The organism is Accumulibacter sp. (assembly GCF_029255145.1).
Taxonomy (GTDB): domain Bacteria; phylum Pseudomonadota; class Gammaproteobacteria; order Burkholderiales; family Rhodocyclaceae; genus Accumulibacter.
The window spans coordinates 68,244-80,866 of sequence record NZ_JAPUVQ010000113.1 but is presented as its reverse complement, the minus strand read 5'-3'; the positions used below and the strand labels follow the sequence as shown (position 1 = coordinate 80,866).

Genomic DNA, 12,623 nt, shown 5'->3' with positions numbered 1-12,623 from the left:
TCGTCCCGCTGTTGACTGCTCAGCGACCTTCAGCACGCTCTGGCGCAGGCTAACTCGCGCCTTGAGGTGCTCCAGCGTAGGGCAGAGCCCTGGCATCAGGTCGGCAAGAATTCCAATCGCGGAGTTTGGGGCACTGCTCTCGTCGCCAGCTGGCCGGCAGTTGCCGGTACAATTGCCAGATGACACCTCGCTATTGGCAGCAGGCTTCAGCAGACTTGGCACGGGGCGACCCGGTACTCGCTGGGCTTGTTGAGCGTTTTTCCGGCACGGCGCTGGTTTCGCGCGGAGAGCCCTTCGTGACCCTGGTGCGCTCGATTGTCGGCCAGCAAATTTCGGTGAAAGCGGCGGACAGTGTCTGGCAGCGCTTCGCAGCCGCTTTGCCGGCGATTAACCCGACCGAAATCCTGTCGCGTGACCCGGCAAGCTTGCGTGCCTGCGGACTTTCGGTGCGCAAGGTCGAGTATGTCGTCGACCTGGCACGGCACTTCGACAACGGTCAGATCCACGTCGGTCACTGGTCGGCGATGAGCGACGCGGAGGTCATTGACGAGTTGACTGCGGTGCGCGGGATCGGCGTGTGGACGGCCGAAATGTTTCTGATCTTCAGTCAGTTGCGCCCCGATGTCTTCCCCCTTGACGACATCGGCCTGCAGAAGGCGGTGGCCAGACACTTCTTTCAGGGAGAGCGTCCGCCGCGGCGGACGCTTGCTGCGCATGGCGAACGCTGGCGCCCGTGGCGTTCGGTTGCGACCTGGTATCTCTGGCGAAGCCTCGACCCGCTACCCGTGGAATATTGACGCGGCTGGTTTCGGCAGATCAGTGGCTTGTCCTTTCGGGTTAGAATGACAGGTTTTGAAGAATCGGCATGCTTTCAAACACGGTTGGGCCTGATGAAAACCAGTTTCCTCGATTTCGAACAGCCGATCGCTGATCTCGAAGGCAAGATCGAAGCCCTGCGCTTCGCGCAGGACGAGTCGGCCGTCGATATCTCGGAAGAGATCAGTCGCCTTGAGCAGAAAGGTCAGAGCCTCACGAAGGAGACCTACGCTCGGCTGACGGCCTGGCAGGTCTCGCAGGTGGCGCGCCATCCACAACGGCCATATACCCTCGACTACCTGTCGCTGATCTTCACCGACTTCGAGGAGTTGCACGGCGATCGCAGCTTTGCCGACGATCATGCGATCGTTGGTGGGCTGGCCCGCTTCAGCGGTCAGGCGGTGATGGTGATCGGCCACCAGAAGGGGCGTGACACCAAGGACAAGATCTTCCGCAACTTCGGCATGCCGAGGCCAGAGGGTTATCGCAAGGCCTTGCGTCTGATGCGACTGGCCGAGAAGTTCGCCATTCCGGTACTGACCTTCATCGACACGCCCGGGGCGTATCCCGGCATCGACGCCGAAGAACGCGGCCAATCAGAGGCCATCGGCCGCAACCTCTACGTCATGGCGGAGCTGAAGGTGCCGATCATCGTCACCGTCATTGGTGAGGGAGGCTCGGGCGGTGCCCTGGCGATCGGCGTTGGCGACCAGGTGCAGATGCTGCAATACGCGACGTATTCGGTGATTTCTCCCGAGGGCTGCGCGACGATCCTCTGGAAGAGCGCCGAAAAGGCGAGCGAGGCGGCAGAGATCATGGGCATTACCGCTCCGCGCCTGAAATCCCTGGGTTTGATCGACAGGATCGTCAACGAACCGACCGGCGGCGCCCATCGCGACCATCCGGCAATGGCCAAGAACCTCAAGCAGGCGCTGCAGGAAGCCTTGCAGCAGCTCGCCCCGGTGCCGACTCGCGACTTGCTGAAGCGGCGCCTGGAACGTTTGCTGGCCTATGGCCGGGTCAAAGAACAGGCACGGCACTGAGTTCGGTCAGCCAGGATCCGCCGGTCTGATCGCGCAGACGCTGGCGGCGTTTCTCAAGCCCCGCTTGTTGTTGGGCGCCCGCTTGTGCGTCGGCCTTTCCGGCGGTCTTGATTCGGTCGTACTGGTGCACGCGCTCGATCGCCTACGGCGAACGGGCGTCGCTGTGGAGCTGTCGGCGGTGCACGTGCACCATGGCCTGAGCGCCAACGCTGACGCGTGGGCGATGTTCTGTTCGGACTTCTGCCGAAGCCGCGGCGTACCGCTGGCGGTCGTTCGAGCACAAGTGCCGGATGCTCGCGGTGAGGGACTGGAAGCAGCGGCACGCGGCGTGCGGCACGCGGTGTTTGCCAACTGCTCCGCAGACTGGCTGGCGCTGGCGCATCACCGCGACGATCAGGCCGAGACCGTCCTGTTCAGGTTGCTGCGCGGCGCTGGCGTCGGCGGCGCCGCCGGGATGCCTGCCGAACGCTCGCAGGCTGCCGGGCCCCGGCTGATCCGTCCCTTGCTCGACGTTGCGCGGTCGGAGATTGCGCGCTATGCCGAAGAGCATTCGCTGGCGTGGATCGAAGACGAAAGCAACGCCGACTGCCGCTACCGCCGCAATTACCTGCGACAGCAAGTCATGCCGCGAATCAAGGAGATCTTCCCCGGAGCGGCGCAGGCGCTGGCGCGCGCCGCGCGGCACTTTTCAGAGGCAGCAGCGCAGCTCGAAGAGCTGGCGAGCGCCGACCGGGGCGCCGCTGCCGGTGCGCAGGGGCGCATCGATCTGGCGCGTTTCAATGCCCTGAGCGCGCCGCGAGCGCGCAACCTGTTGCGCTGGGAGCTTCGTACTGCCGGTTTTCGCGCTCCCGATGAACGCTGGCTTGACGAGGCCCTGCGGCAGTTGTCGCGGGTCGGCGCCAGTTCGCAAACCTGCGTCGCGACGCGGGATGGCGAGTTGCGCGCCTATCGTGGCGAATTGCACGTCGTCGTGCGGCGCGAGCCGATTCCGCAAGTTGCCGTTCCCTGGAACGGTGAGCTGGCCTTGCCGTGGGGCGGCGATCGGGTGTCCTTCGTACGCACCGTAGGCAGCGGGATCAGTCATCGCTTGCTCGTCGGCGCCAGTGTTTGCCTCCGGTCCAGGCAGGGCGGTGAGCGTCTGCGGCCCGATCCGCGGCGGCCGGCAAGAAGCCTGCGCAACGTGTTGCAGGAAGCGGCGATGCCACCCTGGGAACGAGCGCGCCTGCCACTGCTGTGGTGCGGCGAGCGGCTGGCGTGGGTTGGCGGGGTCGGTGTCGATGCGGCCTTCGCCTGTGCGCCGGGTGAGGAGGGTTTGGTGCCGCTCTGGGAGGCTGGCGACGGCCCGCCACCTGCGGCTTTCCAGATGGCGCCCGCTTGAGGCCCTGGCGGCGTTCGCCGGGAACGGGATCCGCAACCGTGGTCAGCGTTTGCCGGCCAGCAGTTGCGCCAGTTCAACTGCTGTTCTGACGCCCATTTTTTCGAAGAGGTTGGCGCGGTGCACTTCGACCGTGCGCATGCTGATCTGCAGTTCGTCGGCGATCACCTTGTTCAGCTTTCCGGCCAGGATCAGGTCCATGACCTGCCGCTCGCGGGTGGTGAGGCGGTCGGTCAGGGCGTTTACCGTATCGGCGCCCGACGCCGCCAGCCGCTGGGTTTCATCGAGCTTCAGCGCTTCGATCACGCGATTGACCAGTTCGTTGTCGTTGCAGGGTTTCTCGACAAAATCGAAAGCACCCTGCTTCAGTGCCGCGACGGCCATCGGCACGTCACCGTGGCCGGTCAGAAAGATCACCGGCAGCTTGCTGCCGTGCTCGCACAAGGTCGCGAAAAGCTCGGGTCCGCTCATGCCGTCCATGCGGATGTCGAGCACGATGCAGCCGGTAAGCGAGGGGTTCCAGGCAGCCAGGAAGTCTTCGGCAGAGGGGTAGCTCAGGCAGGCGACACCGCGCGATTCGAGTAGCCAGCCGAGTGAGTCGCGGATCGCTTCGTCGTCGTCGACCAGGTAGGCGTGCGGGCTCATTGCATGGCAATCGGGAGGGTGATGAAAAAGATCGAGCCGCCTTCCGGGTTGGGCTCAACCCAGAGCCGGCCGTGGTGAACCTCGATAATCGAACGGCAGATGTTGAGTCCCATGCCCATGCCCTCGGCCTTGGTCGAGAACAACGGGGTAAACAGCTTGTCTTTCACCTCGGGCGGGATCCCCGGGCCACGATCAATCACCCGGATCTCCATTTGATGATTGTCGAGTTGGCTGAGCTTGACGGTCAGCCGCCGCTGCTCGGAGGGGGTGTGCCGCATCGCCTCGATGCCGTTGCGCATCAGGTTGAGCAGCACCTGTTCGAGCATCACCGGATCGGCCATCAGTTCGGGACGCATGCCCTGGATCTCGCGGACGATACGGACGCCGCGGGCCTTCGCCGCCCCGTCGATGAAGCCGACACTGTCGTCGATCACTTCGGCGAGGTCGCATGGCGCGCGCTTGGGTTCGCTCTTGCGCACGAAGTCGTGCACCCGGCGGATGATGTGGCCTGCACGCTGGGCCTGGACGGCCAGTTTTCCGAGCGCTTCCTGCAGCTGCTCGGTCGTGAAATTGCCCGACTCGAGCTTGTTCAGGCAGCCGGCGTTGTAACTGGTGATTGCCGCCAGTGGCTGGTTCAGCTCGTGGGCCAGCGTTGACGCCATCTCGCCCATGGTCACCAGGCGTGCGGTGACCTGAAGTTTTTCCTGCTGCTGCTGGGCGAGTTCCTCGGCGTGCTTGCGGACGGTGACGTCGATGATCGACGCCATCCAGCCGGTTTGCTGACCATCGGCGTCGATCAGCGGCGCCTCATAGACCAGAGCATCGAAGCGGCTGCCGTCCTTGCGCATCAGGCGGATCTCGAAGCCCTCTGGTGGCGCCTTGCCCTGGAGTACCTCGTTGTGCAGCTGCAGGGTTCTCTCCATTTCTTCCGGCGCCCAGTAGGGCATCGGCGGCTCGCTGCCGATCAGCTCTTCGGCGCTGAAGCCGACCATATGCAGGAACGCCGGGTTAACGTAGCTGACCCGGCCGTCGAGGTCGCGCGCCCGCATGCCGACCATCAGCGAGTCCTCCATCGCCTTGCGGAATGCGTACTCCGAGCGCAGTGCCTGCTCGGCGTAGAGCCGCCTCTGGATCAGACCACGGACCGCCCACAGACTCCAGAAGACAGCCGCCGCCAGGACAATGATCAGCGCCGCAATCAGGGTCTGCGCCAGATTGTCCGCTCCGCGGTAGGCGGTGACCTGCAGCACGACGCCATAGCCTGGCGGGTCGAGGATGACCGGGTAGCTGAGGGTGGTCGCCGCGGCGTCAATCTTCGATTTGCTGGCCAGTACGCTGCCGTTGCCGTCCAGAACGCGGACCTGATATTTTTCGGCGAACCACCAGGGAACCTGTTGTTTGAGCAGGCCATTGAGCGAATAGACGCCGAGCAGCGTGCCGCGATAGCGGCCGTCATCGAAGATCGGCACGTAGAGTTCGAACTGGCTTGCCTCAGCCGTCTGATAGGCGTCGCTGTAGACCGGCTCGCCGAGGCGGGCGAGTTCGATCGCGCGGCCGACGGGGCTGTCGTCGGATGCTTCCGACTCGTGTCGCGGCAGCTTTCGGGTCGGCATCCCGTGCACCGCGGTGGCCGTTGCGTCCAGCCACAGGACCTGCTGCAGTTCCGGGTTGTTCTTGAGTATGTGGCGCGCGCGCAGAGCGAATAGAGCCTCCTGATCGCCTGCCCGGGTGAGGTCGAGGGCGAGTTGCCGCAGTTGCTCGGAGTTGCCCTCGAGGTGAAAGCGAACGCTTTGCTCCAGCCAAAGGACGTCGGCGATCAAGGTCGAGCGTTGTTCATCGATCGCGTTCTGGCGCAACAGCCAGAGCAGCGCGATCAGCAGGATCAGCAGCAGGCCGACGGCCACCTTGAGGATCGAGAGGTACCAGTGCGACCAATTCTGGGGAATGGGCCGCCGGAGGTCGCGCTGGTATACGAGGGGGGCGTCTTTCATGGGCTGCCATCTTACCCAAGTTCTGACTGCCGAGAGCGCCATGGACGATGTCAAACCGCGGTCCGGCGCTTGGTCGATGCATTGCATTGCGGATTTCCACAATACTCGCCAGCGCGTTTTTTTGTGATATTCGCTGCTGCAACACAGTCATGGCGTGATTTCACAACCAACTCTCGAATGGAGGAGACAACATGAAAATTTCGAAACTGCTGTTTGGCTTGGTGGTCTGCGCGGTGTCCGCCGGGCCGCTCACAGCTCTCGCCGACGATCCGATCGTGATCAAGTTCAGCCACGTGGTAGCCAACGATACGCCGAAGGGTCTGGGTGCGGATTTCTTCGCCAAGCGCGCCGGCGAACTGACCAAGGGCAAGGTCAAGGTCGAAGTCTACGGCAACTCGACGCTGTACAAGGACAAGGAGGAACTCGAGGCGCTGCAACTCGGTGCCGTGCAGATGCTCGCGCCGTCGCTGGCCAAGTTCGGCCCGCTCGGCGTGAAGGAGTTTGAAGTCTTCGACCTGCCGTACATCTTCGACAACTACGTCGACCTGCACAAAGTGACCCAGGGTCCGCTTGGCAAGAGCCTGTTGAAGAAGCTGGAGCCCAAGGGGGTGACCGGCCTGGCCTACTGGGACAACGGCTTCAAGTCGTTTTCGGCGAACACGCCGATCATGATGCCGGAGGATCTCAAGGGCAAGAAGCTGCGCATTCAGTCGTCCAAGGTGCTCGAAGCGCAGATGCGCGCGCTCAAGGCGATTCCGCAGGTGATGGCCTTCTCAGAGGTTTATCAGGCGCTGCAGACCGGTGTTGTCGACGGGACCGAGAACCCGATCTCCAACCTTTACACCCAGAAGTTCTTCGAAGTGCAGAAGCATCTGGCGCTGACCGACCATGGGTACCTCGGTTACGCCGTGATCGTCAACAAGAAGTTCTGGGACGGCTTGCCGGCAGACGTCCGCGGCCAGCTCGAAGCGGCGATGAAGGAGTCGACCGAGTACGCCAACAAGATCGCCAAGGAGCAGAACGACAAGGACCTCGAATCGGTCAAGAAGACCGGCAAGACGGCCGTCCACGTGCCGACGCCCGAACAGCGCCTGGCCTTCAAGAAGGCGCTGGTGCCGGTGCATAAGGAGATGGAATCGCGGATCGGCAAGGATCTACTGCAGTCGGTGTACAAGGAGACCGGGTTCGATCCAAGCAAGCTCTAGGGAGCTAGAGAGCACGAAAGCAGCCCGTTGGGACACCACGCCCAGCGGGTTTTTTTCAGGCAGGCGGGGACTTTCTGGGGGACTCATGAATGAAAATACTTGATCACCTGGAGGAATGGCTGATCACCTTCCTCATGGGGGCGGCGACGACGATCATCTTTATCTCCGTCGCCCATCGCTACGCGGCCGGATATGAAATTCCGGTCTTGCAGGACTGGTTGCTGTCGCTCAACGTCGGATGGGCGCAGGAATTGTGCATCATCATGTTCGTCTGGATGGCGAAGTTCGGAGCGGCCTACGGCGTTCGCACCGGCATCCACGTCGGGGTCGACGTGATGATCAACCGCCTGAGCGATCGCTGGCGCGCCAAGTTCGTCGTTTTTGGCATGCTCGCCGGCGCCTTGTTTACCGGCGTCGTCGGTACCTTGGGCGCGTTTTTCGTGTGGGACAACGGTGCCCACTACGCGATCTTCCAGTTTCTCGGGATGAATACCAACGACATGTTCTCTGGGCCGACGACACCCGACCTCGAGTGGCCGACCTGGGTGGTCTATAGCGCCATCCCGCTGGGTTCGTCGTTGATGTGTTTCCGCTTTCTGCAGGTCACCGTGAGTTTCCTGAAGACCGGCGAGTTGCCGCACCACGATCACGGCCATGTCGATGGACTCGAAACGGAAGAGATTCCGGACGAGGTGACGGTCTACGAGATGGAGGACAACCTGCATCCCCATGACCGGACGTACGAGAAGCGACATCCGGAAGATCGCTCGGGCAACGGAGGCCAGAAACAATGAACGCCATCATCATCTTCACCATCCTGTTGTGTCTGATGCTGACGGGCATGCCGATCTCGATCTCGCTCGGCCTGACGGTCCTCAGCTTCCTGTTCATGTTCACCGAAGTGCCGCTCGAGGCGGTCGCTCTCAAGTTGTTCACCGGCATCGAGAAGTTCGAGATCATGGCCATTCCGTTCTTCATCCTGGCCGGCAACTTCCTGACTCACGGTGGCGTGGCGCGACGGATGATCAGGTTCGCGACGAGCATGGTCGGCCACTGGTACGGCGGCTTGGGTCTCGCCGGCGTTCTCGCCTGTGCGCTGTTTGCGGCCGTTTCGGGTTCTTCGCCAGCGACCGTCGTGGCGATCGGCTCGATCCTGATGCCGGCGATGGTCAAGGCCGGTTTTCCGAAGCGCTTCGGCGCCGGGGTGATCACCACTTCCGGGGCGCTCGGCATCCTGATCCCGCCGTCGATCGTGATGGTCATGTATTCGGTCGCCACCAATACCTCGGTCGGCGCGCTGTTCATGGCCGGCGTGATCCCCGGTATCGGTCTGGCGATGGTCCTTGGTGGCGTGACCTGGTATCGGGCGCGGACCAACAACTATCCGCGCATGGCCAAATCGTCGTTCGCCGAGCGCTTCAAGGCTTTCCGTGAATCGGCCTGGGGGTTGCTGCTGATCGTCATCGTCATGGGCGGGATCTACAGCGGCATGTTCACGCCGACCGAGGCCGCGGCGATGAGCGCGGTCTACGCCTTCGTCGTCGCCGTCTTTGTTTACAAGGACCTGTCGCTGAGCGACGTGCCGCGGGTGCTGCTCAACTCGGCGAACATGTCGGCGATGCTGCTCTACATCATCACCAACGCCGTGCTCTTCTCGTTCATCATGACCAACGAGAACATCCCGCAGACGTTGGCCGACTGGATGCTGGGCCACGGACTTGGCATGATCGCCTTCCTGCTGGCGGTGAACGTGATCCTGCTGCTTGCCGGCAACTTCATGGAGCCGTCGTCGATCGTGCTGATCTTTGCGCCGATTCTCTTCCCGGTAGCGATGACCCTGGGGATTGATCCGGTGCACTTCGGCATCCTGATGGTGGTGAACATGGAAGTGGGGATGTGCCATCCGCCGGTCGGCCTCAACCTCTATGTGGCCTCGGGGATTACCAAGATGGGGATTACCGATCTGACCATCGCCGTCTGGCCGTGGTTGCTGTCGATGCTCGCCTACCTGGTCCTCATCACTTATGTTCCGATCATTTCGACCTGGCTGCCGACCAGGCTGGGCATGATGTAGACGCCACGCCAGAACTGGCGCGATAGAGGCGCGCGTGCGGGGAGACCCGTACGCGCGCCTTGCTTTTCGTCGCCCGGCGATAGCAGATCTGTGCCGGAGTCTTGGTATAATATGAGGTTGTGTTTCTAGCGATATGATTTGTCGTCGTTTTTCTTGACTACCTACTGTTTGGAGAATGATTCATGGCCGTCGAACGTACTCTTTCCATCATCAAGCCCGATGCCGTCGCCAAGAACGTGATTGGCAAGATCTACTCCCGTTTCGAGACCAACGGGCTGAAGGTGATCGCCGCCAGGATGGCCTGGCTGTCACCACAGGAAGCTGGCGGTTTCTACGCCGTGCATAAGGAGCGTCCGTTTTTCAATGATCTGGTGTCGTTCATGATTTCCGGTCCGGTGATGGTGCAGGTACTCGAGGGCGAGGATGCGATTGCCAAGAACCGCGAGCTGATGGGCGCCACCGATCCGAAGAAGGCCGCCGCGGGAACGATCCGTGCGGACTTCGCCGAGTCGATCGACGCCAACGCCGTGCATGGCTCGGACGGCGAGGAAACGGCGAAGACCGAGATTGCCTTCTTCTTTCCGGCGATGGCCGTCTATTCCGGCCGCTAGGCCGAAGCATCGGTTTTCATGACGGTCAACCTGCTCGATCTCGATGCCGCCAGCCTGTCGGCGTTTTTCGCCGGACACGGCGAGAAGCCTTTTCGCGCCAGGCAGGTGTTGCGCTGGGTGCATCGCTTCGGGCAGGGTGATTTCGATGCGATGACCGACCTGGCCCGGAGTCTGCGCGAGAAACTGAAGGACATGGCGGTGGTGCTGCCGCCCGCCATCGTTGCTGACAGCCTCGCCGGCGACGGGACGCGCAAGTTCCTGTTCGACGTCGGCGCCGGCAATGCCGTCGAGTCGGTGTTCATTCCGGAGGACGATCGCGGCACGCTGTGCATCTCGACTCAGGCCGGCTGTGCGCTGGACTGCTCATTCTGCTCGACCGGCAAGCAGGGTTTCAACCGCAATCTGACGGTTGCCGAGATCATTGGCCAGTTGTGGCAGGCCAGGCACGCGCTCGGCGCTTACCGGCACGGCGAAACGCAAGGTGAGCGGGTGATCAGCAATGTCGTGCTGATGGGCATGGGCGAGCCGCTGGCCAACCTCGACCATACGGTCCTGGCGCTGCGTCTGATGCTTGACGACGACGCCTATGGTCTTTCCCGCCGCCGGGTCACGGTCTCCACCTCGGGTCTGGTACCGGCGATGGACCGCTTGCGCGACGAGTGCCCGGTGGCTCTGGCTGTTTCCCTGCACGCGCCGAATGACCGTCTGCGTGATGAACTGGTGCCGATCAACCGCAAGTACCCCTTGCCGCTGCTGCTGGCGGCCTGCAGACGGTATCTGGAGAAGGCGCCTCGCGATTTCGTGACTTTCGAGTACGTCATGCTCGACGGCGTCAATGACTCGGATGGGCAGGCGGAGGAGTTGCTGGCGCTGACCCGCGACGTGCCGTGCAAGTTCAACCTGATCCCCTTCAATCCGTTCCCGGGCTCGTCGTATCGCCGCTCTCCGGCACCACGCATCCGACGTTTTGCCGAGATTCTGATGGCCGCCGGGGTGGTAACGACGACCCGCAAGACGCGAGGCGACGACATCGATGCCGCTTGCGGGCAGCTGGCGGGGCAGATTCTAGACCGGACAAAACGTGGTACAGGGCGAACCTTTGCGCTCCAAATGGCGCGTCACGAGGTCGCCAGATGAGGAAGCTTGCATGGGTGTTGGTCGCGTTGCTGAGCGCCAGTGGCTGTTCGTCTGGACTCTTCTCTTCGGGCAGCGCGCAGAAGCCCGCCGAGGAGGACGTCGATTCGCGGCGGCCGACGCCGCCCCGCGACAACCGCACGCGCGCCAAGCTGCATACCGATCTGGGTTCGCTGTACCTGCAGAACAAGAATTACTCGGTGGCGCTTGAGGAGCTGACGATGGCCATCGTCGTCGACCCGGATTACGCGAAGGCGCATGGTACCCGCGGGCTGGTGCTCTACCACATCGGCGAGATGCAACTCGCCGACCGGGATTTTCAACGAGCCTTGAGCCTTGACCCCAACGATCCCGAACTCCAGAACAACTATGGCTGGTATCTTTGCCAGATTGGCAGGGAGAAAGAGGCCATTCCGATTTTGCAGCGAGCAATGAAGAACCGTTTGTACGAAACCCCCGAGAGGGCTTACCTGAATGCCGGCGCCTGCTACATCAAGCTCGGTGATCTGGATAATGCCCAGGGGCTGATCGAGCACAGTCTGCGGATCGTGCCAGACAACCCGCAGGCGCTGCTGCAACTGGCAGACATCAACTACCAGCGCGGTAATCTGGACCTTGCCAGTCGGCAGCTTGCAGACCTGATCCGCAAGGCCAAGCCGAATGCCGAGGCGCTGTGGTTAATGGTGCGGGTCGAACGGAAACTCGGCGATCGTCTGGCCGAAGCCCGCTATGCTGCCCAGTTGAAGCGAAACTTTCCGCTCTCACCGGAGGCTCATGAACTGCTGAAAGGCAACTTCGAATGAGTGAACAGTCTGTATTCTCGATCGCCGCAGAGCAGGGCTTGCCAGGCGGAAATGCTACACACGAGGCGCCGCTCGCAACCGTCGGGCAGCAGCTGCGCGCCGCTCGCGAGGCCAGAGGCATCAGCGTCGCCGACGCCGCGCAGTCGCTGAAGCTTGGCCCCAGGCAGGTAGCCGCGCTGGAGAGCGAGGACTGGTCGTCGCTGCCCGGCAACACCATGATTCGCGGCTTCGTTCGCAACTACGCGCGCCTGCTCAATCTGGACGGCGATGCCCTGATGCGCGGTCTCGACGCGGAACAGATGCAGCGGACTCTGCAGCTCGAGGTATCCGCCGGAACCAGCGCCAGCTTGCCGCAAGCCGGAAGGCGGGCAGAGCGGCGCGACTACCTCGCGATATTTGGCGGGCTGCTGTTGCTGCTGCTGGCCGTGCTGGCGTATCTGTTTGTGCCACCGGGCTTCTGGGACGAGAAGCTGGCGGCGTTGACCGGCAGCAGCAACTTGCCAGCGCCTGCCGCGCCGCCGGTAGTCGCGGCACCGCCGGCGGCCCCGATCGAGACGCAGCCGGTGCTTGCGCCGCCTGGCCCGTCGGCGGCAGCCGCGCCAGCGAACCCGGCGGGGGCTGTCGTTCAGAGTCCCGGCGGCCAGTCGCAAGGCGCGGCGACGATCGACACGCCGCCTGCAGCTGTCGGCGACACGCTCAGGCTCCGCTTCGCGGAGGCCGCCTGGATAGAGGTTCTCGATGGCCGCGGCGAGGTGCTGTCGACGGGTTTCAAGCCGGCAGGCAGCCAACAGGATATCACCGGGCAACCGCCGTTCTCGCTGGTGCTGGGAAACGCCCGCCATGTGACGGTCGAGTACAAGGGCAAGACCATCGATCTTGAGTCGCACACCAGCAAGGGCGTGGCGCGGCTTACCGTCAAATGAGGA

12 protein-coding genes are annotated in these 12,623 nt (G+C 62.9%); 10 read left to right on the top strand and 2 right to left on the bottom strand.

Annotation, left to right across the window (positions count from 1 at the left end):
- The first annotated feature begins 296 nt into the window (after positions 1–296).
- The 3 genes from Q1L50_RS12605 (at position 297) to tilS (ending at position 3,237) form a co-directional block, all read left to right on the top strand.
- Entirely contained in the window at positions 297–797 is a 501-nt protein-coding gene (locus tag Q1L50_RS12605; protein ID WP_366145237.1) for a DNA-3-methyladenine glycosylase, read from the top strand.
- Between the two features lie 93 nt (positions 798–890).
- Complete coding sequence (locus Q1L50_RS12600; RefSeq protein ID WP_300339277.1) at positions 891–1,859, top strand: acetyl-CoA carboxylase carboxyltransferase subunit alpha; 969 nt, start codon at positions 891–893, stop codon at positions 1,857–1,859.
- A complete protein-coding gene (gene tilS, locus Q1L50_RS12595) occupies positions 1,828–3,237 on the top strand; it encodes a tRNA lysidine(34) synthetase TilS (RefSeq protein WP_300339275.1) in 1,410 nt (469 codons plus the stop codon). Before Q1L50_RS12600 ends, tilS begins: the two co-directional genes overlap by 32 nt.
- A gap of 42 nt (positions 3,238–3,279) precedes the next feature.
- Here tilS and Q1L50_RS12590 read toward each other — a convergent pair whose 3' ends face one another.
- Both Q1L50_RS12590 and Q1L50_RS12585 read right to left on the bottom strand, forming a co-directional pair.
- Positions 3,280–3,879 (bottom strand): response regulator, encoded by a 600-nt coding sequence (locus Q1L50_RS12590; protein WP_300339273.1) that lies wholly within the window; start codon positions 3,877–3,879, stop codon positions 3,280–3,282.
- Positions 3,876–5,870 carry a PAS domain-containing sensor histidine kinase gene (locus Q1L50_RS12585; protein WP_300339271.1) on the bottom strand — a complete coding sequence of 665 codons (1,995 nt, stop codon included), beginning with the start codon at positions 5,868–5,870 and terminating at the stop codon, positions 3,876–3,878. Before Q1L50_RS12585 ends, Q1L50_RS12590 begins: the two co-directional genes overlap by 4 nt.
- 191 nt (positions 5,871–6,061) lie before the next feature.
- On the opposite strand from Q1L50_RS12585, the gene Q1L50_RS12580 reads away from it, so the two are divergent.
- The 7 genes from Q1L50_RS12580 (at position 6,062) to Q1L50_RS12550 (ending at position 12,620) form a co-directional block, all read left to right on the top strand.
- Positions 6,062–7,075, top strand: a complete 1,014-nt coding sequence (locus Q1L50_RS12580) for a TRAP transporter substrate-binding protein (RefSeq protein ID WP_300339269.1) — start codon at positions 6,062–6,064, stop codon at positions 7,073–7,075.
- Between the two features lie 89 nt (positions 7,076–7,164).
- Complete coding sequence (locus tag Q1L50_RS12575; protein WP_300339267.1) at positions 7,165–7,869, top strand: TRAP transporter small permease; 705 nt, start codon at positions 7,165–7,167, stop codon at positions 7,867–7,869.
- Complete coding sequence (locus tag Q1L50_RS12570; RefSeq protein ID WP_300339265.1) at positions 7,866–9,149, top strand: TRAP transporter large permease subunit; 1,284 nt, start codon at positions 7,866–7,868, stop codon at positions 9,147–9,149. The genes Q1L50_RS12575 and Q1L50_RS12570 overlap by 4 nt, the downstream gene beginning before the upstream one ends.
- 182 nt (positions 9,150–9,331) lie before the next feature.
- A complete protein-coding gene (gene ndk / locus Q1L50_RS12565) occupies positions 9,332–9,760 on the top strand; it encodes a nucleoside-diphosphate kinase (protein WP_300339263.1) in 429 nt (142 codons plus the stop codon).
- Positions 9,761–9,778: 18 nt separating this feature from the next.
- The gene (gene rlmN / locus Q1L50_RS12560) at positions 9,779–10,897 is read left to right on the top strand and encodes a 23S rRNA (adenine(2503)-C(2))-methyltransferase RlmN (protein ID WP_300339261.1); all 1,119 of its coding nucleotides are present in this window, start codon (positions 9,779–9,781) and stop codon (positions 10,895–10,897) included.
- Positions 10,894–11,697 (top strand): type IV pilus biogenesis/stability protein PilW, encoded by an 804-nt coding sequence (gene pilW, locus Q1L50_RS12555; protein WP_300339259.1) that lies wholly within the window; start codon positions 10,894–10,896, stop codon positions 11,695–11,697. Before rlmN ends, pilW begins: the two co-directional genes overlap by 4 nt.
- Positions 11,694–12,620, top strand: coding sequence for a helix-turn-helix domain-containing protein (locus Q1L50_RS12550; protein WP_300339257.1), 927 nt, complete (start codon positions 11,694–11,696; stop codon positions 12,618–12,620). The genes pilW and Q1L50_RS12550 overlap by 4 nt, the downstream gene beginning before the upstream one ends.
- Positions 12,621–12,623: the final 3 nt, after the last annotated feature.

Coding starts and splice junctions, on each gene's coding strand:
- Q1L50_RS12600 (WP_300339277.1), top strand. CDS start 891: ATGAAAACCAGTTTCCTCGATTTCGAACAGCCGATCGCTGATCTCGAA.
- tilS (WP_300339275.1), top strand. CDS start 1,828: ATGGCCGGGTCAAAGAACAGGCACGGCACTGAGTTCGGTCAGCCAGGA.
- Q1L50_RS12590 (WP_300339273.1), bottom strand. CDS start 3,879: ATGAGCCCGCACGCCTACCTGGTCGACGACGACGAAGCGATCCGCGAC.
- Q1L50_RS12585 (WP_300339271.1), bottom strand. CDS start 5,870: ATGAAAGACGCCCCCCTCGTATACCAGCGCGACCTCCGGCGGCCCATT.
- Q1L50_RS12580 (WP_300339269.1), top strand. CDS start 6,062: ATGAAAATTTCGAAACTGCTGTTTGGCTTGGTGGTCTGCGCGGTGTCC.
- Q1L50_RS12575 (WP_300339267.1), top strand. CDS start 7,165: ATGAAAATACTTGATCACCTGGAGGAATGGCTGATCACCTTCCTCATG.
- Q1L50_RS12570 (WP_300339265.1), top strand. CDS start 7,866: ATGAACGCCATCATCATCTTCACCATCCTGTTGTGTCTGATGCTGACG.
- ndk (WP_300339263.1), top strand. CDS start 9,332: ATGGCCGTCGAACGTACTCTTTCCATCATCAAGCCCGATGCCGTCGCC.
- rlmN (WP_300339261.1), top strand. CDS start 9,779: ATGACGGTCAACCTGCTCGATCTCGATGCCGCCAGCCTGTCGGCGTTT.
- pilW (WP_300339259.1), top strand. CDS start 10,894: ATGAGGAAGCTTGCATGGGTGTTGGTCGCGTTGCTGAGCGCCAGTGGC.
- Q1L50_RS12550 (WP_300339257.1), top strand. CDS start 11,694: ATGAGTGAACAGTCTGTATTCTCGATCGCCGCAGAGCAGGGCTTGCCA.